At 67.1% G+C, this 22,709-nt stretch carries 23 protein-coding genes and 1 pseudogene; 13 read left to right on the forward strand and 11 right to left on the reverse strand.

Going from position 1 to position 22,709, the window contains the following annotated elements:
* Positions 1-3: 3 nt before the first annotated feature.
* From ilvC to HARCEL1_RS01315, 5 genes are all read right to left on the reverse strand, one after another.
* On the reverse strand, positions 4-1,008 hold the full coding sequence (gene ilvC / locus HARCEL1_RS01295; protein ID WP_108380817.1) for a ketol-acid reductoisomerase: 1,005 nt from the start codon (positions 1,006-1,008) through the stop codon (positions 4-6).
* A gap of 42 nt (positions 1,009-1,050) precedes the next feature.
* Positions 1,051-1,647 (reverse strand): acetolactate synthase small subunit, encoded by a 597-nt coding sequence (gene ilvN, locus HARCEL1_RS01300; protein ID WP_174182909.1) that lies wholly within the window; start codon positions 1,645-1,647, stop codon positions 1,051-1,053.
* Entirely contained in the window at positions 1,647-3,437 is a 1,791-nt protein-coding gene (gene ilvB / locus HARCEL1_RS01305) for a biosynthetic-type acetolactate synthase large subunit (protein ID WP_108384032.1), read from the reverse strand. The genes ilvN and ilvB overlap by 1 nt, the downstream gene beginning before the upstream one ends.
* Positions 3,438-3,756: 319 nt before the next feature.
* Positions 3,757-4,962: a LeuA family protein gene (locus HARCEL1_RS01310; RefSeq protein WP_108380818.1), complete on the reverse strand. Its 1,206-nt coding sequence runs from the start codon at positions 4,960-4,962 to the stop codon at positions 3,757-3,759.
* A gap of 67 nt (positions 4,963-5,029) precedes the next feature.
* A complete protein-coding gene (locus tag HARCEL1_RS01315; RefSeq protein ID WP_108384033.1) occupies positions 5,030-6,094 on the reverse strand; it encodes a DUF1616 domain-containing protein in 1,065 nt (354 codons plus the stop codon).
* A gap of 192 nt (positions 6,095-6,286) precedes the next feature.
* On the opposite strand from HARCEL1_RS01315, the gene HARCEL1_RS01320 reads away from it, so the two are divergent.
* Positions 6,287-7,570 carry a hypothetical protein gene (locus HARCEL1_RS01320; protein ID WP_108380819.1) on the forward strand — a complete coding sequence of 428 codons (1,284 nt, stop codon included), beginning with the start codon at positions 6,287-6,289 and terminating at the stop codon, positions 7,568-7,570.
* 116 nt (positions 7,571-7,686) lie between these two features.
* Here HARCEL1_RS01320 and pdxS read toward each other — a convergent pair whose 3' ends face one another.
* Positions 7,687-8,595, reverse strand: coding sequence for a pyridoxal 5'-phosphate synthase lyase subunit PdxS (pdxS, locus tag HARCEL1_RS01325; protein ID WP_108380820.1), 909 nt, complete (start codon positions 8,593-8,595; stop codon positions 7,687-7,689).
* A 146-nt stretch (positions 8,596-8,741) separates the two neighbouring features.
* Between pdxS and HARCEL1_RS01330 the strand changes: the two genes are divergently transcribed.
* Both HARCEL1_RS01330 and HARCEL1_RS01335 read left to right on the forward strand, forming a co-directional pair.
* Entirely contained in the window at positions 8,742-9,506 is a 765-nt protein-coding gene (locus tag HARCEL1_RS01330; RefSeq protein ID WP_233357431.1) for a DUF1405 domain-containing protein, read from the forward strand.
* Between the two features lie 105 nt (positions 9,507-9,611).
* Positions 9,612-11,198: a protein kinase domain-containing protein gene (locus tag HARCEL1_RS01335; RefSeq protein WP_108380822.1), complete on the forward strand. Its 1,587-nt coding sequence runs from the start codon at positions 9,612-9,614 to the stop codon at positions 11,196-11,198.
* Here the strand turns inward: HARCEL1_RS01335 and HARCEL1_RS01340 are convergent.
* Positions 11,195-11,572: a Rid family detoxifying hydrolase gene (locus HARCEL1_RS01340; protein WP_108380823.1), complete on the reverse strand. Its 378-nt coding sequence runs from the start codon at positions 11,570-11,572 to the stop codon at positions 11,195-11,197. The two genes, HARCEL1_RS01335 and HARCEL1_RS01340, sit on opposite strands and share 4 nt — an antisense overlap.
* Positions 11,573-11,681: 109 nt before the next feature.
* Here HARCEL1_RS01340 and HARCEL1_RS01345 point away from each other — a divergent pair, with 109 nt between their 5' ends.
* Positions 11,682-12,125, forward strand: a complete 444-nt coding sequence (locus HARCEL1_RS01345; RefSeq protein ID WP_108380824.1) for a thiol-disulfide oxidoreductase DCC family protein — start codon at positions 11,682-11,684, stop codon at positions 12,123-12,125.
* 145 nt (positions 12,126-12,270) lie between these two features.
* Positions 12,271-12,627, forward strand: a complete 357-nt coding sequence (locus HARCEL1_RS13250; RefSeq protein WP_159076968.1) for a hypothetical protein — start codon at positions 12,271-12,273, stop codon at positions 12,625-12,627.
* A gap of 180 nt (positions 12,628-12,807) precedes the next feature.
* On the opposite strand, the gene HARCEL1_RS01350 is transcribed toward HARCEL1_RS13250, so the two are convergent.
* Positions 12,808-15,480: a valine--tRNA ligase gene (locus HARCEL1_RS01350; RefSeq protein ID WP_108380825.1), complete on the reverse strand. Its 2,673-nt coding sequence runs from the start codon at positions 15,478-15,480 to the stop codon at positions 12,808-12,810.
* A 250-nt stretch (positions 15,481-15,730) separates the two neighbouring features.
* Here HARCEL1_RS01350 and HARCEL1_RS01355 point away from each other — a divergent pair, with 250 nt between their 5' ends.
* Entirely contained in the window at positions 15,731-15,973 is a 243-nt protein-coding gene (locus HARCEL1_RS01355) for a BolA/IbaG family iron-sulfur metabolism protein (protein ID WP_108380826.1), read from the forward strand.
* A 110-nt stretch (positions 15,974-16,083) separates the two neighbouring features.
* A complete protein-coding gene (locus tag HARCEL1_RS01360) occupies positions 16,084-16,416 on the forward strand; it encodes a glutaredoxin family protein (protein WP_108380827.1) in 333 nt (110 codons plus the stop codon).
* On the opposite strand, the gene HARCEL1_RS01365 is transcribed toward HARCEL1_RS01360, so the two are convergent.
* Positions 16,413-17,327, reverse strand: a complete 915-nt coding sequence (locus HARCEL1_RS01365; protein ID WP_108380828.1) for an HFX_2341 family transcriptional regulator — start codon at positions 17,325-17,327, stop codon at positions 16,413-16,415. The genes HARCEL1_RS01360 and HARCEL1_RS01365 overlap by 4 nt on opposite strands.
* An 86-nt stretch (positions 17,328-17,413) precedes the next feature.
* Here HARCEL1_RS01365 and HARCEL1_RS01370 point away from each other — a divergent pair, with 86 nt between their 5' ends.
* Together HARCEL1_RS01370 and HARCEL1_RS01375 are read left to right on the forward strand one after the other, a co-directional pair.
* Positions 17,414-17,770, forward strand: a complete 357-nt coding sequence (locus HARCEL1_RS01370) for a hypothetical protein (protein WP_108380829.1) — start codon at positions 17,414-17,416, stop codon at positions 17,768-17,770.
* Positions 17,771-17,900: 130 nt separating this feature from the next.
* Complete coding sequence (locus HARCEL1_RS01375) at positions 17,901-18,293, forward strand: hypothetical protein (protein ID WP_108380830.1); 393 nt, start codon at positions 17,901-17,903, stop codon at positions 18,291-18,293.
* Positions 18,294-18,505: 212 nt separating this feature from the next.
* Here HARCEL1_RS01375 and HARCEL1_RS01380 read toward each other — a convergent pair.
* Positions 18,506-19,936, reverse strand: a pseudogene (locus HARCEL1_RS01380) (sodium:solute symporter family protein); the annotation flags it as partial.
* On the reverse strand, positions 19,933-20,199 hold the full coding sequence (locus HARCEL1_RS01385; RefSeq protein ID WP_108384034.1) for a DUF3311 domain-containing protein: 267 nt from the start codon (positions 20,197-20,199) through the stop codon (positions 19,933-19,935). The gene HARCEL1_RS01385 and the pseudogene HARCEL1_RS01380, both read right to left, overlap by 4 nt.
* A 238-nt stretch (positions 20,200-20,437) precedes the next feature.
* On the opposite strand from HARCEL1_RS01385, the gene HARCEL1_RS01390 reads away from it, so the two are divergent.
* From HARCEL1_RS01390 to HARCEL1_RS01405, 4 genes are read left to right on the forward strand one after another with little or no spacing between them, the layout of a single operon-like run.
* A complete protein-coding gene (locus HARCEL1_RS01390) occupies positions 20,438-20,833 on the forward strand; it encodes a DsrE/DsrF/DrsH-like family protein (protein ID WP_108380832.1) in 396 nt (131 codons plus the stop codon).
* Between the two features lie 7 nt (positions 20,834-20,840).
* Positions 20,841-21,074 (forward strand): sulfurtransferase TusA family protein, encoded by a 234-nt coding sequence (locus HARCEL1_RS01395; RefSeq protein WP_108380833.1) that lies wholly within the window; start codon positions 20,841-20,843, stop codon positions 21,072-21,074.
* Positions 21,071-22,201 (forward strand): NAD(P)/FAD-dependent oxidoreductase, encoded by a 1,131-nt coding sequence (locus tag HARCEL1_RS01400; RefSeq protein ID WP_108380834.1) that lies wholly within the window; start codon positions 21,071-21,073, stop codon positions 22,199-22,201. The genes HARCEL1_RS01395 and HARCEL1_RS01400 overlap by 4 nt, the downstream gene beginning before the upstream one ends.
* Positions 22,202-22,645 carry a DUF1641 domain-containing protein gene (locus tag HARCEL1_RS01405; protein WP_108380835.1) on the forward strand — a complete coding sequence of 148 codons (444 nt, stop codon included), beginning with the start codon at positions 22,202-22,204 and terminating at the stop codon, positions 22,643-22,645.
* Positions 22,646-22,709 lie beyond the last annotated feature (64 nt).

The raw sequence follows: 22,709 nt of genomic DNA on the forward strand, positions 1-22,709 counted from the left end.
AAATTACTCCTCGGCCCAGCTGAACAGCTCACGCAGGTCCGCGCCGACCCGTTCGATGTCGTGGTCGGCCTCGGCGTCGTGCAGCTGTTTGTAGCTGGGACGATTGGTCTGGTTCTCGGTGATCCACTCGCGGGCGAACGTGCCGTCCTGGACCTCCTCGAGGATCTGTTCCATGCCTGCTTTCGCTTCCTCGTCGATGACGTACTCGCCGCGGGTCAGCCCGCCGTACTCGGCGGTGTCGGAGACCGAATCCCACATGCCCGAGAGCCCGCCCTCGTAGATCAAATCGACGATGAGCTTCATCTCGTTCATGACCTCGAAGTACGCCATCTCCTCGCTGTAGCCCGCCTCGACGAGCGTGTCGTAGCCGGCTTTCATCATCGCCGTGACGCCGCCACAGAGGACGGCCTGCTCGCCGAACAGGTCGGTCTCGGTCTCCTCGGCGAACGTGGTCTCGATGACGCCCGCGCGCGTACAGCCGATCGCTTTCGCGTAGGCGAGCGCGCGATCGAAGGCGTCGCCGGTCGCGTCCTGCTCGACCGCGACCAGGCCGGGGACACCCTCGCCGTTCTCGTAGGTCCGGCGAACGAGATGGCCCGGCGATTTCGGCGCGACCATCGTGACGTTCACGTCTTCGGGCGGTTCGATCTGGCCGTAGTGGATGTTGAACCCGTGGGCGAACTGGATGGTGTCACCGGCGTCGAGTTCCTCGGCAATCTCGTCGTACACTGCGGGCTGGATCGTGTCCGGGACGAGCACGGAGACCACGTCGGCGGCCGCGGCGGCGTCGGCGGGCGTCTCGACGGGCAGGCCCGCATCCTCGGCGGCCGGGCGGTCGGGGTTGCCCTCGGGCAGGCCCACGATCACGTCGACCCCGCTGTCCGCGAGGTTCTGGGCGTGAGCGTGGCCCTGGCTGCCGAAGCCCAGCACGGCTACGGTGGTGTCCTCGAGTGTCGATACGTCGGCGTCGTCGTCGCGATAGACGGTCGCGTTCAGATTCTCGGTCATGGTATATCGGTCGTGGATCTGTATTGTGTCGTGAATCGTCGTTCAGTCGTGATTCAGCGTCGTCGTCCCCCGATCGAGTGCGGCCGCACCCGTCCGGGCGAGTTCGTGGATGTCGAACTGATCGAAGGCCTCGATCGCGGCGTCGATCTTCTGCTCGCTGCCGGTGATCTCGACGGTGACGGCCTCGGGCGAGGCGTCGACGGCCTGGCCGTCGTACATCTCGGCCATCGCCTGCACCCGGTCGGGGTGGTCGTTGGCGACCTTGATGAGGGCGAGTTCCCGGCGCGTCGCCTCGATTTCGAGTTCGCGCACCGAGATGACCGGCACGAGCTTGCGAAGCTGCTTTTTCGCCTGCACGACGCCGGGTTCGGGCTCTTCGATCACGATCGTCATCCGCGCGACGTCCGGATCTGTCGTCGCCCCGACGGTCAGACTTTCGATGTTGAACTGCCGTCGGCTGAACAGTCCGGAAATCTCCGCGAGGACGCCCGGTTCGTGTTCGACCAGCGTCGAGAGCACGGCGTGGCGGGGTTCGTGGGTCACCTCGACTTCGGGGTCGACCCGGATGCCCTGGCTGTTGCGCCGGCCCTGCGGGCGCATTCGATCCTCGGGCGCGGGCCCTGGCAGTCCACCCGGCATTACAGCCCCTCCAGTTGGGCCTCGGTCAGCGCGAACAGGCCGTTGTCGCCCCCGCTGGGGACCATCGGGTAGACGTCCTCGCCGGGGTCGATGATCGCGTCGATGACCGCCGGGCCGTCGTAGGCGCGTGCGGCCTCGATGGTCTCGTCGACGTCGCTCTCGTCTTCCAGCCGGAAGCCCCGTGCGCCGAACGCCTCGGCGAGTTTGTCGAACTCGGGGACCCACGGATATTCGGAGGCCATCCGGCGGCCCTCGTAAAAGCCGTCCTGCCACTGGCGAACCATCCCGACGGCCTCGTTGTTCAGCACGACGTACGTGATATCGAGGTTCTCCCGGACGGCGACCGACAGCTCGTGGACGGTCATCAAAAAGGAGCCGTCGCCGTCGAAGGTGACGACCTCGCGGTCGGGCGCGGCGACTTTCGCGCCGATCGCGGAGGGGACGCCGTAGCCCATCGTCCCCAGGCCGTTCGAGGACACCCACGTCCGGGGCGACTCGAACGTCCAGTACTGACAGCCCCACATCTGGTGTTGGCCGACGCCGGTCGTGACGATCGCGTCGTCGTCGGCGATCGCGTCGAACCGCTCGACGACGTACTGGGGTTTGAGCGGTTCGTCGTCGGGGGTCTCGTAGTCCAGGGGGTACTCCTCGGTCCAGCCCCGACAGGTCGCCCGCCAGTCGTCGGCGTCGGGCGGCCCGTCGAGCGCGGCGTCGAGTTGGTCGATGACTGCCCCGGCGTCACCGACCAGCGGGTAGTCGGCCTCGATGATCTTCGAGATCTCCGCGGGATCGATGTCGACGTGCGCGATCGCGGCGTCGGGCGCGAACGTCTCGACGCCGCCGGTCAGGCGGTCGTCGAACCGCGTGCCGATCCCCAGGAGGTAGTCGGTGTTCGTGATCGCCAGATTCGCCGCGCCCGTGCCGTGCATCCCGGCCATGCCCAGCGCCAGATTGTCGGTCTCGGGGAACGATCCCAGCCCGGGCATCGTCGTGATGACGGGGATCTCGTACTGCCGGGCGAACGATCGGAGCGCGTCGCTGGCGTCGCTTTTGATGACGCCGCCGCCCGCGAGGATGACCGGGCGTTCGGCCTCACCGAGCGCGTCGGCGGCCGCCGCGACGGTCGACTCGTCGGCCGTGAGTTGGGTCTCGTAGGTCTCGGGTGTCCCACCCTCGACGATGGCGTCCGCGACGTCGGCTTGCGTGACGTCTTTGGGCAGGTCGACCAGCGTGGGCCCCTGGCGGTGGGCGTCGGCCAGGTCGAACGCCTCGCCGACGGTCGACCCGATCGTCGCCGGGTCGTCCGCGAAGTAGTTGGATTTGGTGATCGGCTGGGTGATGCCGACGGTGTCGACCTCCTGGAAGGCGTCGTTGCCGACGAAGTCGGTCGCGACCTGGCCCGTCAGCGCGATCAGCGGATCCGAATCCATCGACGCGTCTGCGATGCCGGTGATGAGATTCGTCGCGCCAGGGCCCGAGGTCGCAAACGCCACGCCCGGATCGCCGGAGACGATGCCGTACGCGTCGGCGGCGTGGGCCGCGCCCTGCTCGTGGGCCATCGTCACGTGGGTGATCGTCGAGTCGTACAGCTTGTCGTAGACGGGCATGATCGCGCCGCCCTGGACGCCAAAGGCCGTCTCGACGCCCGACTGTTCGAGGGCGGCGACGACGGCTTCCGCGCCAGTCGTGGGATCGTCGAAGCCGGCGTCGGTGGGTTCGGCCGCCGACCCGCCGTCGGTCGTCGTCTGCTCCCCTGTCGTGTCGTCTGGTGTCGGTTCCTGTTCGCTCATCGGTGATTCGTCGTCTGTGTGGAGTGCTCGCTCGCTCATGGGTCTGTGGGCTGTGAGGTGGTTGGCCCGTCGGTCGGGCGTCGAACGATACGGCCGGAATCGAGGGTGAAGAGAGGTGGGGCTAGAGCGCCCCTACGAGAACGAGGGCGAGCGAACGCGCCGGGCCACTCGATCGGGCCATCGTATACTGACCGAACGGACGATTCGTAATAAATTTTCCGTGTGGATCCGTCACAGTCCGGCGTCTGCGGGCGTCCCGGTCCGCACCCGGAGTGCGAGCACTGCCGCTGGGGAGTCGGCGACCCGACGACGTGGGCGCTCACGCTGTGACCTCTTCGGTGGCCTGAGCGACGCCGACGTCGTCGGCAAATCGTTCGAGAACCTCCATCGTGACCTCGCGGTCCTGGGCGCCGTAGTCTTTGACCCGCCGGGTGACCTGCTCGACGTCACGCTCGCTGGGCTCGTAGCCCGCGTCTTTCAGGCGCTCGCGAACGGAGTGTTGGCCCGTGTGTTTGCCGAGGACGAGTTCGCGTTCGGCCCCCACCATCTCGGGGGTCATCACGCCGGGTTCGAACGTGTCGGTGTTCTCGATGACGCCCGCGGCGTGGATGCCGCTCTCGTGTGAGAACGCGTTCGAGCCGACGACGGGCTTGTTGCCCGGGACGTCGATCGAACTCTTCGATTCGATCAGCTGCGAGAGCTCCGTAATCGACGTGGTCTCGATCCCCGTGTCCACGTCGTAGAGGCTCTCTAAGGCCATGACGAGCTCTTCGTAGGCGGCGTTGCCCGCCCGCTCACCGATGCCGTTGACGCTGACCTGGGCCTGGGCCGCGCCGCCTTCCATGCCCGCGAGCGCGTTCGCCGTCGCCAGCCCGAAGTCGTCGTGGGTGTGGACGTCCACGCGGGCGTCCGTGTGCGCGGTGACGGTCTCGATCAACTCGCGGAATCGACCGGGCGTCGCGACGCCGGTCGTGTCGGGGACGTTGATCCAGTCCGCGCCCGCCTCCGTGACGGCCTCCACGACTTCGACGAGAAACTCCTCGTCGGTCCGGGTGGCGTCCATCGGCGAGAACATACACTCGACGCCCGCGTCTGTCACGCGCTCGACGGACTCGACCGCGCGTGCTTTGGCCTCCTCGCGGGAAGCGTGCATCGAGTCCTGCAACTGGATGTCGCTGGTCGAGACGAACACGTGCACCAGGTCGACACCCGAGTCGAGTGCGGCCTCGACGTCGGCCTCGACGACGCGAGCCAGTCCACAGACCGTCGTCGACGTGGCGGCCTGGATGTCGCGGACGGCCTCGAACTCCGCCTCGCTGTTTACGGGGAACCCCGCCTCGATGACGTGGGTGCCCATCTCGTCGAGCAGCGTGGCTATCTCCCGTTTGTCCTCGTAGGAAAACGAGGTGCCGGGTGACTGTTCACCGTCGCGCAACGTGGTGTCGAAAATTCGTGCCTCGGTAATTTCCGAGGTGCTATCCAGAGTGCCCTGGAAGAACTCGACCCGCCGGGGAATCCGACGAATCCTCCTGTCGTGTCATCGTGTCCGCACCGAGGTACTGCTCGGTCTTAAGCGTTCCCGAAGCGGCCCACTACTGCGCCGGCTGGGCGATCGCTGCCATCGGCGCGCTGTCTCCGCCCGCCGCGCTGACGTTCACCCAGAGATGCAGCGTCCGATACGCCGTCGCGTCGGTCGGCTTCTCTGGAATCCCGTCGCGATAGAGCAGCCATTGCAGACGCAACTCCGTGCCGGTCGTGCGCGGCGTGACGCTCACGGCGCGGTGGGCGGTCTCGTTGTCGCCCAGCGTCGTCTCGAAGCGCGCGACCTCCTCCCGTTGCTCGACGATCACCGCGGGGGCGGTGGTCGGCGTGGCGGTCCCGGACGCGTTCGGGCGATCCTCGACGGTCCGGTTCTCGATGCGGACCTCCTGGAGTTGCCCGACGACGCCGTAGTTGACCGGTTCGTGCTCGTGATTGCCGATCCCGACGATCAGCGTCGCGGCCTCGCCGTCGACCATCTCGGTGGGGTAGTCGTCGGCGACCAGCGCGCCGTCGTCGCCCTCGGTCAGCAGGTAGAACTCGGTGAACCCCTCGCCCTGGTGGGGGACGAACACCGCCCACCCGACCGAAGCGGTCGCGAGCAATAGCGAGGCGATCAAGAGGACGTTCAACGCGGCGTCGGCCCGCGAGTCCGGGTGGAACAGTTCCGCGCGAGCGTCCGCGACCCACGCGCGATAGGGGACGCGAAACCGATCGTCGGGCGTACAGTCCCGACGGCGCTGGACGGCGATCGCCGTCAGCGCGAGCGTCAGGCCACCGTGCGCGACGACGATCGGGACGGTCCGCAGCCCCCACGGCGTCACCGACAGTGCGAGGCCGAGGAGCGCGACGACCGCGATCGAGGTCCCGATCGCGAGTGCCGCCCGCTCCAGGCCGTCGATCGCCCGATCGTCCGGGAACAGTGCGGCGACGAGTGCGTACCCCGGCGCGACGAGGACGAACGTGACGCCGATCGCCGCGCGGATCGGCGTCTCGTCGATCGGTGGGACGAACACGACGAACGCGGTCACGACCGTCCAGACGGCGATCGCGGCCAGGTCGGCGGGCACTTCCCGAATCGGCTCGGGGAGCAGTCGCCAGAGCGTCGCGCGATTCATCGCACTCTCTCGCCGGATGCGGCCATGCACGCCCGTTTCGGGGCGACCCACTCGAACGTTTCCACTGGGCGACTCGCAGTCGGCCGATCGCGTGTCAACGGGGTCGGGGAGCGATCGATCGGCCCCTCGATCGCCCGACGGCCCGCGCGTGGACACCGGTAGGTTCAACAGAGCCCGGTGAATGGCGAGAGTATGGACCGACGTGATTACCTCGCAACGCTTTCGACGGTGTCGATCGCAGCGCTCGGCGGGTGTACGGGAACGGGCGGTGGCGCACTCCCGTTCGGGGACGCGACGAACGTGACGGTCGGAACGGAGTACGTCGACCACCGCCAGATCGAGTACCTCGTCGACCGCGTCGACATCGCCCGCCGATACGAGACGGCCGACGAGACGGTCCGCCAGGCCGATTCGGGGTCGATGTTCGTCTTCGCGCACGTGACCGCGACGAACACGGAGGGCGTCACCGAACTGCCCGGTGTCGAGGGGCTCGCTCTCCTCCACGGCGGCGATCAGGTCCAGCCAGTGACTGACCTGGAGGCCGGCGATCGGTTCGTCTCGCCCGTCTCGGGCCCGGTGCTCGAACCGGTTGGAGACGCCAAGCCGGGCACGAGCACCGAGGGCTGGATCGTCTTCGAGGCCCCCGACGACTGGTCGTCGCCACGCGTCTCGGTCACCCTCCCGCCCGAAGACGAGTCCGACTCCGAGACGGTCGCGGAGTGGCGCACGGAGATCGACCCCGCGACGCTACCCGACATCGGCGTCGACGAGATCGAAGCGGCGGGGAACGTCTCCATCGGTGAGAACGTGACCGTCGACGTGGCGTTCCGGAACGACGGCGGGAGCAACGGCTCTTGGGCGGAAGCGGCGACGATCCAGCCCTCTCACGGCGAGAACCGCACGGAGCGGCTGACGGTCGACGTGCCCGCGAACCGGACTCGATCGCAGAATTTCACGGTCCCCGCCGACGCGCTCGGAGACCTGCGGGTGCAGGTCGGTACCGAGACGGCCGTCACCACGGTCGAAGCCGCCAGCCTGGAGTTGGGCACCACGCTCGAACTCCCCTCGGACGTCAACATGACCGTCCACGAGATCACGACGGCCGATCGCGTGACCGTCCTCGGGGTCTGGGACGCCCACATCAACCACTCGCCCGACACCGGCAACCAGTTCGCGTTCGTCCGGCTTGGCGTGCTGAACGACACGGGGTCGTCCAAACCGATTCCGCCACTCGATCAGGTCACCGTCCAGGCCGGCGGCAACGCCTACAACGGTACGCGAGTGTCGGCCACTGCGTCCGAGATTCAGTTCCCGGTTCAGGGGCGACTGTACGATCCGACGAGTGGACTCAGGCCGAACCACTACGTCGAGGGCTGGGCGATCTGTGAGGTGCCGCAGGATCTGGACCCCGAGGCGGCGTCCGTGTCCGTCGGGTGGGCGGGGAGCAACGGCCCGGTCGGCGCGCGCTGGTCGTAGGTTCGACCGCTCGTGATTCGGCCTCGATCGTCGACCAGCGTCGCGACCGATGAGTTCGGCGGTGACGGCCGACGACCCGGGATCCGGTCCTCTGTGAGTGACTGTCGCCGCTCGACTCAGACGCCGCGATCCTGCAGCTTTTCCTCGTCGGGCAGGTCGGCGTTCGCGTCGCCGCGCATGCCCGACCCGATGTCGCTGGAGATCTCCGCGAGCGCGTCGGGGTCGTCGTAGTTGTTGACCGCGTCGACGATCGCTCGGCCCATCTCCTCGGGGTCTTCCGCACCGAAGATACCCGAGCCGACGAAGATGCCGTCACAGTCGTGGTGCATCATCAACGCGGCGTCGGCGGGCGTCGCGATCCCACCGGCGGCGAAGTTGACGACCGGCAGACGGCCCATCTCGGCGGCCTCGTGGACCAACTCGGCGGGGGCCTCGTGCTCGCGGGCCCACTTCTCGCGTTCCTGGTGGGTCATGCCCTCCAGTTTCCGGATCGCGCCTTTGATGTTGCGCTGGTGGTGGACGGCCTGGTTGACGTCGCCCGTCCCGGCCTCGCCTTTCGTCCGGATCATCGCCGCGCCCTCGTCGATCCGGCGCAGCGCCTCTCCCAGATTGCGCGCCCCACAGACAAAGGGCGCGGTAAAGGATCGCTTGTCGATGTGATACCGGTCGTCGGCGGGCGTGAGCACCTCGCTTTCGTCGATCATGTCGACGCCGACCGACTGGAGGATCGCGGCCTCTTTGGTGTGCCCGATCCGGGCTTTGCCCATCACGGGGATCGACACCGAATCGACGATTTCCGCGACGTCGGCGGGGTCGGCCATCCGGGCGACGCCACCGCGCTTGCGGATGTCTGCGGGGACGGCTTCGAGCGCCATGACGGCGACCGCGCCGACCTCCTCCGCGAGTTGGGCCTGTTCGGGGTCGACGACGTCCATGATGACGCCGCCTTTCTGCATCTTCGCGAAGCCGCGTTTGACCATCTCGGTCCCGCGCCGCAGCGTTTCGAGATCCGTCGGTTCTGACATAGGTGGTGCTTCTCAACGGACGCACTTGACCCTGTCCACCGGGCAGGTGTTCCGTCCGAACGCCCGCCGCTGGCCCCTCGGCGTGCCCGACCACAATCGCTTTTGCCACGCCGCACCCCACTCGGGGCGTGTCCGCTATCGGTCGCCTGCGCGCGGAACTCCTGGCCCGAACGCCCACGCCGCCCGCGACGCCCGAGCGCCCGCGGTGGGTCGCGCCGCTGCCGCGCTGGCTCGAAGACTGGGGGCTCCGCCTGGCCTGGCCGATCGCGATCGTCAACCTCGTCGGGACCGCCTTCGGGGTCTGGTACTACGCCGGCCGGCCGACCGACCTCGCCGCCCCACTTCTGGAGGGCCACCTCGGCGCGGCCCCGCTCTGGCAGCTCCCCTTGATCCCGGACTCGCCGGTCGCGACGCTGTTGATCGCGCTGTCTTTGATCGTCTGGCGACTCGATCCGGATCGGGAGTGGGCCCACCATCCCGACTGGCTGCACGTCCTCGCGGTCGTCGGCTGTCTGAAACTCGGCCTCTGGACGCCCTACGTCCAACTGGTGATCAACGGGCCCGGCCACGTCGCGCCCTGGCTGTACTGGTTTCTGATCGGCTCACACCTGCTGATGGCCGTCGAGGCGTTCGTCGTCCACCGGTACGCCCGGTTCACGCCGCGGGCGATCGCGATCGCCCTCGGCTGGTACGCCCTTCAGGACATCGCGGACTACACCGCCGTCCTCGGCCCGCCGACCCACACCCGCCTCGCCGCGGAGTGGACGGGCGCGGGGTACGATCACACACTCGCTGCCCACGACCTCGCGGCGCTCGGGGCGCTCGTCCTCACGATCCTGGCGGCACTCGTCGTGGTCGGTGTCTGGCGCGTCCAGCGCCGGGAATCCGGACCTGAGGCCAGCGTCTCGTAACTGTGGGCCGACGGCCGCCAGTCGGGACGGGGACTCGTTCTTCACGAATAACACGAATGCGAACACTTTGTATATTACGCGCTCAATATTCCATAGATAATCGTCATGGTGGGATATCGTCGATCGTGGGCGCTGGGGCGGGGGCGAGGGGCGATCGATCCGGGCGTCGTGCGGTGGCTGACGGCCCGTCGGGCCGATCGCGGTCGCTCGGAGGGGAGTACCACCGAATCGCGCGGAGAGTCCGCGGCGGGCCTCGAAACCGAGGCCGACCGATCGCGATCGGTCGCCGGCGAGTCGGATCCGGGAGGCGGCGAAAGGGCCGATTCAGACGCCGACCGGCCCATTTCCGACGACCAGGACCATCGCGCGCTGATCGACCGGCTTCGTCGGGCCGAAGCGCGCGTCGAGGCCGCCGAATCCGCGCGGGCCGACAACGACTATCCCGCCGCGGTCGCGGCGTTCGATGGCGCACGCGAGGACTTCCGGGCGGCCCGCGATCGAGCGGCGGAGCTTCCGAACACCAAACACCTCGTCGTGCGCGAGACGCGCGGTGACGCTATCGTGGGCCGCCTCGAAAGTGTCGAGGCCGCCTTACGCGAGGTGCGCGCGAAACGCGCCCCGTACGACCGTCTCGATGGCGTTCTCACCGACGTCGCTGACCAGCGCGCCGCCGCGCGTGGCGAACTCGACGGTGGCGCGTTCGGGGCGGCGCGCACGATCGCGACCGACGCCTGTGAGACACTCGCTTTGGTCGAACGCGCGGCCGCGGGCCACGACCTCGACGTCGGCGGTCGAATCGCGTCGCTCCGGGAGGCCCTCGACAGAACGCTCGACCGTGCGGACCGCCGGGCCGAGCGCCCGGGCGCACTCGCCGTCCGCCCGCCGGCGGTCGTCCCGCGTGCGCCACGACTCTCGCTCTCGCCGACCGCCTACGAGCCACAGGCCGTCGTCGGCACCTCGGGGACGAGTGTCGTCGAGCGCGCGCTCGCCGCGGTCACCGATCGCGAGCGCCAGATCGCACTCAAGCGATTTCGAGTCGAGGCGGACATCGACGCCGCCGTCGATACCTGGATTTCGGTCGCGGATCACGACCACGTCGCGGGCGTCGTCGACCACGGGACCGACCCCGAACCCTGGATCGCAGTCGAGTACCTCGACGGGGGTCGGATCGACGAGCGCGCGGGCCGACTCCCGACCGATCAGGCGCTCTGGACTGCGGCGGCGATCGCTGACGCGGTCTGGCACGCCCACCGTCAGGACGTGATCCACGGCCGGATCACCCCGTCGAACGTCCTCTTTCGGTCGGTCGAGGACGCCTGGGACGTGCCCCGCGTCACCGACTGGGCGGTCGGGCGCGCCCAACGCGACACCGACGACCTCGCGCTCGCCACACACCCGCGCAATGGGGCGCCCGAACAGTTGGCGGGCGAGACGGCCGACGAGCGCACCGACGTCTTTCAACTCGGGACGGTCCTCTACGAACTCGTGACGGGCGAGCGCCCGTTCGGGGCCGACCACCGCGACCGCTCGCCAGCGGACTTCGAGCGACCGACGCCGCCGTCGGAACTGGTGGCCGTCCCCGCCGCCATCGACGACGTGCTCGGTCGCGCGCTCGCGCCCGACCCTGACGATCGATACCAGCGCGCACTCTTTTTCCGTGACGACCTGCGCGACCTCTACCGGTCGTACTAGCGCTGGGCGACGCCCTCGATTTCGATGCCGACACCTTTCGGCAGGTCCTCGACGCCGACGGCGCTCCGGGCCGGGGGCCGATCGCCAATGCGGTCGGCGTACACCGCGTCGACCGCCTCGAAGTCCTCGATATCGGCCAGGTAGATCGTCACGTCGAGCAATGCGTCGAGGCCCGTGCCGGCAGCCGCGAGCACCGCCGCGAGGTTGTCGATGGCCTGGGCCGCTTGCTCGTCGATCGGCGCGTCGTCGAGCACGGTGCCGTCGGGCGTCGCGGGGATCTGCCCGGCGGTGTACACTCGATCTGACGTCGCGACCGCCTGGCTGTACGCGCCGACCGCGTTCGGTGCGTCGTCGGTGTGGATGGGTTCGCGCATGGGGTCGCGTCGGGGACTGGGTCAAAAAGGAGGGGTGATCGGGGAGCACCGTGCTGGGCCGACCCCGCCCGCACCAACAGCCAACTGTGTGGGCCGCGAACGATCTCGTATGGCCGAGCCACCGGACGCGCTCCCCGACGACCATCCAGTCGTCCTGTTCGACGGCGTCTGCAATCTCTGTAACGCGGTCGTCCAGTTCATTCTGCCGCGCGACCCCGAGGGCGTGTTCCGGTTCGCCTCGCTGCAGTCGGCGGTCGGTCAGTCCGTGAGCGAGGCGTACGAGTTGCCGACCGAGGCGTTCGATTCGGTCGTCCTGGTCGAGGATGGCGACTGTTATACGCGCTCGGACGCTGCGCTCCGGATTCTCCGCCGCCTCGGCGGTGTCTACCGACTGCTCTCCTACGCTCGTGTCGTCCCGCGCCCCATTCGGGATGCGGTCTACGATTTGGTAGCGACCTACCGATACCGCGTCTTCGGCCGGCGGGAGGCGTGTGCCCGACCGCCCGAAGACGCGGAATCGCGGTTTCTCGACTTTTCGGATGAAGAATCTTGATAGCCCTCTTCACATTGCCAATTATCCTCAACCCAATATCCACAATGAATAATATATTGGGCCAACGACAGTTCTATCAGAAATCTGATGGCTGTGGCTTGATAGACTGGGTCCCTGAAAAGCGAAATAGTGATATATTATCAGTATGAAAATGTACGATATACTCATGGGTGCAACAAAACGATACCTCTGGTCGGTTTGGCCGGTGATTCTGCTGTTCGGGGCTGTAATTGCTCTTTTTGCTGGAGACTACGCAACATCGTCTCTTGGACTCGTGGTTGGAGGTTTGGGGGCCGTTGTTGTGATGATTCTGGACCACCGAAACGACTCTGGATCGTACGTATTCAATCTCGTCTCCTTTTTGATTATTTTGTTTATTATCTTTGCCCCGGCGGTAGTCTGGGGAGTTGGCGGTGGCTTATCTGTCGTAATTGCAGCTCTTCTAGTCATGCTAGGGTCATCGGTTCGCGTGGCACTGGATGAAAATACTGTTGCATCTTGAATAATATCCGAATCACTCGTAAATTTTCATCCTTTTAGTCGGGTACGAGCGGCACAGCCCATCCGGCACTTGTTGGCTTGTCGTGAATGAAACGAATTCGACCGCATGGTCGCTGACAGTCAAACAGTCTTGCTACCGACAATGGGCAGATTCTGCTATGGACGACAAACCTCTACCGCATCACCCAACGATCACGACGGCGTCCTCGCAGTCGATCATCTCCCCGTCGCCCGAGTAGGTCTGTTCGCGCTGGATCTCGAACATCGCGTCGTCGAGCGTGACGCCCGCGAGTTCGAGGCCCTCGGCCGTCACCTCGAACTCGCCGTCTGCGATGGCGTGCTCGATCTCCCCGACCTGCTCGCCGTACTCGGGGCCGACGGTCGCGTAGTCCAGATCGACGTCTGCGATCGATTCGGTGATCTCGGGCGCCGATTCGAGCACGTCGAACGTGTCGACGTGCATCGCGCCCGCGATGGCGTCACCGAAGGCCGCGAGGTCGTCCTCGCTGTACACGGTGACGCGGTCGAGCGGTTCGTTCAGCGCGAGGCCCTGGTCGGTCTTGTACCCCCGGAGCGCGCCGATGACGCCCATCGCGGTCTCGCCCGCCGCGAGGTCGGCGTCGAAGCCCTCTGGGGTGGGCCAGTCGGCGGTGTGGATCGAGTCTGTGTCGCCCGCGTCGCCGTCTGCATACAGGTAGTGCCACAACTCCTCGGTGACGTGGGGGACGAGCGGCGCGAACAGTTTCAGGAAGGTGCGGTGGGCGTGATCGAGCGTGTACGCGGCGGACGCATCGTCGCGCTGCTTGGCGATTTCGAGGTAGTCGTCACAGAACGTCGACCAGAAGAAGGTGCGCAACTCGTCGCGCGCCTTCGAGAATTCGTAGTCGTCGAGCTTCGCGGTGACGCTCGCGACGGTCCGATCGAGCCCGGCGAGCAGCCAGCGATCGATCGCGCGCAACTCGTCGGGCTTCGCGGGCCGCTCGGCGGGGGTCTGTTGATCGACCAGTCGCGAGGCGTTCCAGAGCTTCTGGAGGAGGCGCTCGCCCGCTTCGAGGTCGTTTTCCTTGAACGGGAAGTCGTCACCGATCGACGTGCCCGCGGCCCAGTACCGCGCGGCGTCGACGGGGAACCGCTCCAGGACTTCGTCGGGGTGGACGACGTTGCCCTTGGATTTCGACATCGCCTCGCGGTGCTCGTCCAGCACCATCCCGTTGACCATCACCGTCTCGAAAGGCACCGCACCGGTGTGTTCGTAGCATTTGACGATTGTGTGGAATAACCAGAACGAAATGATGTCGTGGCCCTGCGGGCGGAGCGTCGAGGGGTAGAGTTCCGGGTTCTCGAAGGTGAACTCCTCGGCGTCGCTATCCCAGTCCCACCCGGCGTTGATCAGCGGCGTCAGCGACGACGTCGCCCACGTGTCGAAGACGTCCTCTTCGGCCTCGAAGTCGTCGTGCCCACACTCGGGACAGGCCTCGACCGGCGGGTCGTCGGCGATGGGATCGACCGGAAGGGCCGCCTTCTCCGCAAAGATCGGTTCGCCACACGACCCACAGTACCAGACGGGGAACGGAATGCCCGAGTCGCGCTGCCGGGAGATACACCAGTCCCATTCGAGCCCCTCGATCCAGTGCTGGTACCGGCTGATCATCTTCTCGGGGAACCAGTCCATCTCGCGGGCGGCGTCGAGGTACTCGTCTTTGCGGTCGAGCAACTCGACGTACCACTGCTCGGTGACGAGATACTCGACTTCGTGCTCGCAGCGCTCGTGAACCTGGACCGAGTGGTCGTGGTCGCGCTGTTCGAGGAGGTGGCCCGCCGCGTCGAGGTCGTCGAGGATCGCGTCGCGGGCCTGTTCGGTGCTCAAGCCTTCGTACTCGCCCGCGCGATCGGTCATCGTCCCGGACTCGTCGATGGCGATGCGCAGCGGGAGGTCGTGGGCCTGGTACCACTCGATGTCGGTCTGATCCCCGAACGTACAGCACATCACGATCCCGCTGCCGGTCTCCTGGTCCACGCGATCGTCTTCGATGATCGGCACCTCCTGGCCAAAGAGTGGGACTTCGGCGGTGCCGCCGACGAGGTGGGCATTCGCGTCGTCCTCGGGGTGGACGAAAATCGAGACACACGCGGGCAGGAGTTCGGGCCGTGTCGTCGAGATGGTCAGCGTTTCGTTCTCGACCGGCCCCGACCCGTCCGCCACCAGCGGGAAGGCGATGTCGTTGAACTGCGTCGATTTGTCGATGTCCTCCTGTTCGACCTGGCTGATCGCGGTCTCACAGTCCGGACACCAGATCGTCGGTGCGCGCTGGCGGTACTCCCGACCCTGTTCGTACAGATCGAGAAAGGAGAGCTGTGAGATGCGCTGGACTCGCGGCTCGATCGTCTGGTAGGTGTTCGACCAGTCCACGGAGATCGCCAGCGACTGGACGTCCTCGGTGAACGACTCCTCGTATTCGGCACAGACGTCGCGGCATTTCGCCTGGAACGCCTGGCGCTCGAAGTCGCCGTGACGCACCCCGAGTTCGCGCTCGGTGAGTCGCTCGGAGGCGATGCCGTTGTCGTCGAAGCCGAAGGGGAAGTAGACCGCGTCCTCGGACATCCGCCGATAGCGTGCGACGAAGTCCTGGAGGGTGAACTGATACAGGTGGCCCATGTGGAGGTCGCCCGAGACGGTGGGCGGCGGCGTGTCGATCGCGAAGACGGTGTCCGCGTCGACGGCCGCGTCGCTCGGCGCGTCGTAGGCGTAGGTGTCCGCCTCGACCCACCGCGATTGCCAGTCGGGTTCGACCTGGCGGGGATCGTAGTCGTCGGGCAGTGCGTCGGTCGTCGATGGCGTGTCGTCGTGGCTCATGATTTTCTGGTGTGTGGCGATCGGCAGCGAGGCGAATTTCGGGTCGACGTGAGAAAGAGGGGGCTCAGTGGGCCCCTACTACGGGTGGCCGACCGGCGGGTTCGATCGGTGCCGCGATCCACCCCATGGACGGCCCAGTCCGTCGCATAATAGCGATTGAGCGCGCGCCCGGATTGAGTGTTTCGAGTCGGGTCTCGCCCACGCTTGCCGCGACCCGAACGGCCTGGTCGCCGGCGGCCCCCTATCCACCATGGACCACGCCGATCTGGAAGCCCGGATCGCCGCCGACTTCGAGGACGCCGACGTGACCGTGACCGCGCCGCGACCGCACGACGACGATCATCTCGCCGCTGGCGTCGTCTCGCCCGCCTTCGAAGGTATGGACACGCTCGACAGACACGACCGCGTTCGCGACGCCGTGGGTGACCTGCTGACCAGAGAGATCCACGCGCTGAAGATCACGGCGCGCACACCCGACGAACTCGACGAGTGATCCTCGCGGACTGGAACCACGGCTCGCGGTAGTCTGTGACGCAGTCACGAAAACCGGACCGTGCTGCCGGCGACCGCGCTTTTTCCCCTCTGGCCGGCCTCGCCCAGACGATGACACCCGACACGTCCGATATCCAGACCGACGTCGACGCAGCGATCGCGGATCACGAAGTGATCTGTTTCATCAAGGGCACACCCGAGCGCCCGCAGTGTGGGTTCTCCCAGCGCGCGGTCGGCCTGATCGGTGAGCGCCGCGACGATTTCGCGGCGGTGAACGTCCTCGACGAACTGTCGGCCTATCGTGCGGCCCTTGAGGAACACAGCGGGTGGGAGACCATCCCCCAGGTGTACGTCGACGGCGAGTTCGTCGGTGGGAGTGACGTGCTCCAAGAGTTGGCCGAACAGGAGGAGTTGGCCGAGACGCTCAACGCCGTCGACGCCTAGAGGTTTTCGGGGCTCACCGACTCGCCGTTCGAGGAGTGCGCGCGGACCCACAACTCACCGATCCGTGAGAGGCGCGTCCGATACGATTTCCCGTGTTCGTCCTGTTCGATGTAGCCTTTCCCGCCCGGGCCGAGTCGATCGACGTTGTACAGCACTTTCGACCGGAAGCTGTCGGTGTACTCCTCGCCGAGTTCGCGGGCGAGCGACTGGGCAAGTTCCGAGACCGATTCGAAGGGGCCCTGATCGCCCAGCGTGAAGAGGATGACCTCCTCGAAGGGCTTGACGTTCGAAAACGAGGCGACCGGAAGTTCGAGGACGTACTGCCCGTCGATCTCTTTGGCTCCGATGGTCGTGCCGCGCTCGTCGAACTCTTCGATCAGATCGCGCGCGCTCGCGAGGCGCTCCGCGATGCGGTCGTCGCCCTCCACTTCCAGATCTTCCAGCAGGTCGATCTGGGCCTGTAACTCCTCGGCGAGTTCGGTTTCGAGATACTTCTCGGGGGCGGTGTAGTAGGTGTGGATCCGGTCGCGGTCGTCCTCGCGTTCGACCGCCAGCGAGTTCGCCGCGGTCGCGAACGCGAAACTCACCGTTCGAGGCATCGCGGAGATGTTCACCCACACCTCGGCGTCGGCGTCCCGGTCGAGTTCGTCGTCGATCAGGCCATACGCGCGCTCGAAGGCCGCGTCGTAGTCGTAGACGTCCGCGATCGAGATGCGCTCGGTGTCCGCGCCGAGCAGGTTCGCGAAGTCGGTTTCGAGTTTCGCCGCGATGGTCCGGGAGTACTCGACGTTGGCCTCGCTCCCGACCGCGCCTTCGAGCAGGATGGCCCGATCCACGTCGAGTTGCTCGCGGACGAGCGGCGCGATCAGCCGGTCGTAATCGAATCCGACCGGGACGATGTGGGTGTGCATGCCCGGAAAATAGAGCGGTGCCAGTAAAAGTGCCCAGTCTCGGGGTCGGTCGATAGGGGCTTGAGGCCGCCCCACGCAGTCCGCCCATGACCGATCGCGTCCAGGTGCTCGCGAGTCTGGCGGTCGCCCTCGGCGGTGCGATCGTCGCGCTGGCGAGTCTCCCCTTGCTCCTTGGCCCGCCTGGCGCGGCGTCGGCGGTCGCCGCCGTCGCGCTCGGCCTTGCGGCCAGCCTCGCCGCGAGCGCGAGCGCGCTCGCCGCCGCGGGTCGGACCGACCGCGTCGAGTACGGGGCTGCGCGCTGGGGTGGACTCTCCCTACTGCTCGCGGCGACCGTCCTCGTCCAGATTCCGGGGGCCGGATCGACGACCACCGCCCTCTTCGCGCTCGCGGCCGGCGTGTTGGTGCTCGTGGGCTTGGGCCAGGTGAGCGACGCCCTCGATTGATCGTCGGTCGCGCGCCATCGGACACGGTCCGGGGAGGCCCAGTCCCGCCCGGCGAGCCTCGCTGACGACCCGGACCGACCCGACCTGACAGTCCGGCACAGCTTTGGGGACCCCGGTCCCAGGTCCGTCGATGGACTCACGGCTGCAGATCGTCGCGAGCCTGGGGATCGTCCTACTGGGCGCGCTCGTCGCACTGGAACCACTTCTCTCGATCGTCGGCGGTCACGCCTCGCTTCTGGTGGTCGCCGCGGTCGTGCTCGTGCTTCTGGGAATGGGCATCGCGGTCGCGAGCGCCGCGGCGGCCGCGGGGCTGACGGGCAGGATTGCGTCCGGACCGGCGGTGAGAAGTGCGATTATGTTCGTCGGCGGTGGGATCTGCCTCAGTTCGATGCCAGCAGCCTCCCCACACAACATGGCGTATTTGCCGGCGGGCGCTTCGATATTGGTCACTATTGTCCTCGTGCTCGGGGCCGTCTATGCGATCGCCCTCGGGTCCCAGCAGATGCGCGCGGCCCTCGCCTAATCGGTCAGGAGCCACACGACCACGGCTACCACCGCCCCGAGCACGAGACACCATAGCGCGACCGAGAAGCCGCCGATCGCGGGAATCGGGCTCTCGGCGGGGAGCGGGCCGACCGTCGGCAGTCGGTGCCAGAACGCATCGATGACGAACACCGATCCGCCCGCGAGGATCCCGGCGATCGTGCCGCGCGCGGTCCTCTCCGACCAGTCACGTGAGACCACCACGGTCACCCCTGCCCCGAGCACGAGACACCACAGCGCGACCGAGAAGCCTCCGATCGCGGGAATCGGGCTCTCGGCGGGGAGCGCCCCGACCGCGGGGAGCAGGCCCCAGAACGTATCGAGGACGTACACCGACTCGCCCGCGAGGATCCCCGCGATCATGCCGCGCGCGGTCGTCCCCGACCAGTACAGCGCGAGCGCAACCGGGATCGCCAACTGGGCGTAGCCGTTGAACGCCTGCGCGCCGAGTTCGATCAGCGTCAGATCGGTCCCGAGGCTGAGCACGAGCGCAACGAGTGCGAGCGCGACGACGCCGATCCGGGCGACCAGATCCTCGCTCGCCTCGCTCCCGCCGACCAGCGGGCGATACAGGTCGCGGGTGAGATACGACGATCCCGAGAGGAGCATCGAGTCGCTGGAGGACATCATCGCCGCGACCGCGCCGGCGACGACGACCGCCGCGAACCACCCCGGGGTGGTGGCGTTGAGCAACGCGGGCAGAATGTTGCCGTTCGGGGTGGTCTCGATGCCCAACCCGGCGGCCCACGTCCCGAGCATGAACGCGGGCACGAAGAGGAGCACGACCAGGAGTGGCCACAGCGAGAGCGTGCGCTTGAGGACGCGCTGGCTGCGCGCGACGAAAAAGCGCTGGTTGATCTGGGGGAACATCGTCACGCCGACCGCGATGGTGATCGCCGTCGAGAGCACGTACTGGGGGCTGTACAGTCCGCCACCGAGTGCGAGGAATTCGGGGTTCGAGTCGCCGACCGCACTCGTCAGCGTCCCGAATCCCCCCGCATCGATCGCGACCCACGCGACGGCGACCCAGATCACGCCGAGCATGACGAGGCCCTGGAGCGTGTCGGTCCAGGCGACCCCGCGCATCCCCGCGATGGCGACGTAGAGGATCATAAACACCGTCAGCAGCGTCGCGCCCGCCCAGACGGGGACGACGCCGTCGGTCAGCGCCCGGAGCGCCCGGCCCGCCCCGACCTGCTGGAGCATGATGTACTGGAGGAGCCAGAACAGGCTGATCGTCGCGACGAGGACGCGGAGCGCGGTCGAGTCGAACTGGTCGTCGAGCAACTCCCCGATAGTGACTGCTCCGGTCGATTGCCCGATCGCCCACTGCTTGACGCCGATGACGTACCAGAGAATCCCAAAGAGGACGCCGTCCATCAGCCCCATCACGAGGATCCACTCGGGGCCCGCGGAGTAGGCCAGATTCGGCCCGCCGAAGAAGGTGAACGCCGAGAGGAGCGTCGCGAACGTCGTAAAGAGGAGGACGACCGTCCCGATGGTTCGACTCGCGAGATAGTAGTCCTCGGCGGAGCGCTCGGTGAGGCGGTACGCCACGAGGCCGATCCCGAGCGCGACGATCGCATAGCCCACGACGATGCCCAGATCGAGTGCGACGCTCACGGCTCACCTCCGTACGGGCGTTCGTCAGCGCCGTCGGGATCGGGAGTCTCTGCGTCCAGTTCCACGATCCCGAGCCCCCACGCGCGCCGGGTGAACGTCCAGAAGACGAGCGCAGTCAGCGCCATCCACACAATGTGCCACCAGATCCACACCGGGAGCGCGGCGACGACGGTGTCCGATCGCCAGAGAAACCACGGCACCGCCAGCGCGGCCAAAACGACGGCCACGCCACCCCAGAGCGCGATCCGCGTGCGGTCGGTCATCGGCCGAGCGTTGCCCATGGACGGTCTTAACCGCTGGCATTACCGACGAACTGGCCGATTGAAGACCGACGGTCTTCGATCGTGTCGATCGATCGCCGCCCGCCAGTGAAACATCCTCGGCGTACCCGATACGGCGCTGAACGACGACGCCGACGCGCCAGGAACGGTATTCTATGGTTGTGGGACTATTGCGAAATACTTTATTGCCAGCGTCCATAGTAGATGGCGTGACACGACAATGACAGGCTATGCAATCGTCCTCGCATCCCCCGAACTCGAACGGATTCAGGCAGTCAGCACCATCGCCTCCATCGCGGCCTCCTCGGACATCCCCGTCGAGGTGTTCGTCACGATGAACGCGCTCACGGCGTTCGAATCCGAGACCGTCGCCGAGGAGTCGTTCGAGACGGAGGGCGCCGTCGGTGAGGCCATGCTCGCGAGCGACGAGGTCCCGCTGTTCGTCGAACAGTTCGAGCAGGCCGCATCGATCGGTCCGCTCACGGTGTACGCCTGCGAGATGGCGATGGACCTCCTTCGACTGGAGACGGACGACCTCTCGGACGTGTTCGTGGACACGCTCGGGGTCGCCGGCTTCCTGAACAGCGCGCAGGACAAACAGGTCGTCTTTGTGTGATTCGCCCATGAGTGAACACGACCCCGACGTCACCGTCGACTCGCGTGGGGCGACCTGCCCCGGACCGCTGATGGACCTGATCGGCACGGTCAAAGAGTCTGAGGAGGGCACCGTCATCGACCTGTTGACCGGCGACAGCGGCTCGAAAAACGACGTGCCCGACTGGCTGGACGAGGCCGGCCACGAGCATCTCGGCACCGTACAGGCCGACGACCACTGGCGGATCTCGATTCGCGTATGAGTCACGTCGTCATCGTCGGCGGCGGGACCGGCGGCACGGTGCTCGCGAATCGGCTCGTCGACGCGCTGGCCGACCCCGACGCCCATCGGATCACCGTGATCAACGACGGGCCCGAGCAGACGTACAAGCCGGCGTTCCTCTACGTCGCGTTCGACGAACTCACCGTCGCGGACGCGCGCCGGCCGATCCGTGAGTTGCTCGACCGCCGGGTCGAGTTCGTCGAGGCCCGGGTCACCGACGTCGCGACCGACGCGCATGCCCTCACACTCGCGGACGGCACCCGTCTCGACTACGACGAACTCGTGCTCGCGACGGGGACCGGTGTCGATCTCTCGACGGTCGAAGGGCTCGCCGAGGGTGGCCACCAGTTCTACGACCCCGACGGGGCCCGCGCGCTCCGGGAGGCACTCGCAGCCTTCGACGGCGGCGACGTGGTCGTCTCGGTGATCGGCACGCCGCACATGTGCCCGGCCGCGCCGGTCGAGGTCACGCTGATGGTCGAGGACTGGCTCGACGAGCGGGGCCTCCGCGAGGAGAGTTCGGTCACCTACACGTATCCGATCAACCGCACGCACGGGATGGAGACGCTCGCGGCCTGGACCGACGAGCAGTTCGACGAGCGCGATATCGACGCGGAGACCTTTTTCAACGCCGAGCGGGTCGACCCCGAGGCGCAGGTCATCGAGTCGATGGAAGGGACCGCCCTGGAGTACGACCTCCTGATCACGATCCCACCGCACACCGGCAGCGCGCTGGTCCGTGAGAGTGGCCTGGGCGAGAACGGCTGGATCGACGTGGATCGGCATACCCTCGAAGTCACTGGCGTCGAGGACGTCCACGCCATCGGTGACGTGGCTGACGTGCCGACCTCCAAGGCTGGCAGCGTCGCGCACTACGAGGCGGGCGTCGTCGCGAAACGACTGCGGGCGCGTCTCGACGGGCGGACGCCGTCGGCACGGTACCACGGCAAGACCGTCTGTTTCGTCGAGAGTGGCCTCGACGAGGCAACCTTTGTCGAGTTCAGCTACGGGTCAGAACCCGAGGTTGGGCCCCCATCTCAGGCGACCCACTGGACGAAACACGCGTACAACAGTGCGTACTGGCTCACCGCACAGGGGATGATCTGAATGTCCGACGAATCCCCGACTGAGAACTCGGAGGCCGACACGACCGCGACTGGCGACGGGGCCGCCCTCGAAGCGGTCCTCGCGGACAGCGATGTCGACCCCGAGGCCGTCGCCCGATTGCTCGAACGGACAGACGACGTGCACGCCGTCCTCGATCTGGTCGCGGTCGCGACGGCGGCGCTCGACGACGAGTCGATCCGCACGCTGAGCGAGACGGGCGCGACGCTCGGTGGTCTCGCGAACCGTGCGACCGACGACGGAGCGGTTCGCGTGCTCGATTCCGGCCTGGTTGCGCTCGGCGAGGCCGGCGCGAGCGATCCCGAACCGGCCGGACTGCTCGATACGCTGCGGGCGCTTCGGGACCCGGACGTTCGGAAAGGCCTCGGCACGCTGCTCGCGATGGCGAAAGCGTTCGGCCGCGAACTCCGCGAGCGACAGGATTGAGGCCCGATACAGGTAATCTCACGATCGGGCAGACCTCTGACGGCTGGACCCGACGATTCACCCC

The sequence above is a fragment of the Halococcoides cellulosivorans genome (genome assembly GCF_003058365.1).
In the GTDB taxonomy this organism is placed as follows: domain Archaea; phylum Halobacteriota; class Halobacteria; order Halobacteriales; family Haloarculaceae; genus Halococcoides; species Halococcoides cellulosivorans.

What these genes read in the sequence shown, in the direction of transcription:
- HARCEL1_RS01405 (WP_108380835.1), top strand. Translation starts at nt 22,202, where the DNA reads ATGTCCGACGAATCCCCGACTGAGAACTCGGAGGCCGACACGACCGCG.
- HARCEL1_RS13250 (WP_159076968.1), top strand. Translation starts at nt 12,271, where the DNA reads ATGAAAATGTACGATATACTCATGGGTGCAACAAAACGATACCTCTGG.
- HARCEL1_RS01370 (WP_108380829.1), top strand. Translation starts at nt 17,414, where the DNA reads ATGACCGATCGCGTCCAGGTGCTCGCGAGTCTGGCGGTCGCCCTCGGC.
- HARCEL1_RS01340 (WP_108380823.1), bottom strand. Translation starts at nt 11,572, where the DNA reads ATGCGCGAACCCATCCACACCGACGACGCACCGAACGCGGTCGGCGCG.
- HARCEL1_RS01390 (WP_108380832.1), top strand. Translation starts at nt 20,438, where the DNA reads ATGACAGGCTATGCAATCGTCCTCGCATCCCCCGAACTCGAACGGATT.
- HARCEL1_RS01375 (WP_108380830.1), top strand. Translation starts at nt 17,901, where the DNA reads ATGGACTCACGGCTGCAGATCGTCGCGAGCCTGGGGATCGTCCTACTG.
- HARCEL1_RS01365 (WP_108380828.1), bottom strand. Translation starts at nt 17,327, where the DNA reads ATGCACACCCACATCGTCCCGGTCGGATTCGATTACGACCGGCTGATC.
- ilvB (WP_108384032.1), bottom strand. Translation starts at nt 3,437, where the DNA reads ATGAGCGAACAGGAACCGACACCAGACGACACGACAGGGGAGCAGACG.
- HARCEL1_RS01400 (WP_108380834.1), top strand. Translation starts at nt 21,071, where the DNA reads ATGAGTCACGTCGTCATCGTCGGCGGCGGGACCGGCGGCACGGTGCTC.
- ilvN (WP_174182909.1), bottom strand. Translation starts at nt 1,647, where the DNA reads ATGCCGGGTGGACTGCCAGGGCCCGCGCCCGAGGATCGAATGCGCCCG.
- HARCEL1_RS01395 (WP_108380833.1), top strand. Translation starts at nt 20,841, where the DNA reads ATGAGTGAACACGACCCCGACGTCACCGTCGACTCGCGTGGGGCGACC.
- HARCEL1_RS01335 (WP_108380822.1), top strand. Translation starts at nt 9,612, where the DNA reads ATGGTGGGATATCGTCGATCGTGGGCGCTGGGGCGGGGGCGAGGGGCG.
- pdxS (WP_108380820.1), bottom strand. Translation starts at nt 8,595, where the DNA reads ATGTCAGAACCGACGGATCTCGAAACGCTGCGGCGCGGGACCGAGATG.
- HARCEL1_RS01350 (WP_108380825.1), bottom strand. Translation starts at nt 15,480, where the DNA reads ATGAGCCACGACGACACGCCATCGACGACCGACGCACTGCCCGACGAC.
- HARCEL1_RS01385 (WP_108384034.1), bottom strand. Translation starts at nt 20,199, where the DNA reads ATGACCGACCGCACGCGGATCGCGCTCTGGGGTGGCGTGGCCGTCGTT.
- HARCEL1_RS01315 (WP_108384033.1), bottom strand. Translation starts at nt 6,094, where the DNA reads ATGAATCGCGCGACGCTCTGGCGACTGCTCCCCGAGCCGATTCGGGAA.
- HARCEL1_RS01320 (WP_108380819.1), top strand. Translation starts at nt 6,287, where the DNA reads ATGGACCGACGTGATTACCTCGCAACGCTTTCGACGGTGTCGATCGCA.
- HARCEL1_RS01360 (WP_108380827.1), top strand. Translation starts at nt 16,084, where the DNA reads ATGACACCCGACACGTCCGATATCCAGACCGACGTCGACGCAGCGATC.
- HARCEL1_RS01345 (WP_108380824.1), top strand. Translation starts at nt 11,682, where the DNA reads ATGGCCGAGCCACCGGACGCGCTCCCCGACGACCATCCAGTCGTCCTG.
- HARCEL1_RS01355 (WP_108380826.1), top strand. Translation starts at nt 15,731, where the DNA reads ATGGACCACGCCGATCTGGAAGCCCGGATCGCCGCCGACTTCGAGGAC.
- ilvC (WP_108380817.1), bottom strand. Translation starts at nt 1,008, where the DNA reads ATGACCGAGAATCTGAACGCGACCGTCTATCGCGACGACGACGCCGAC.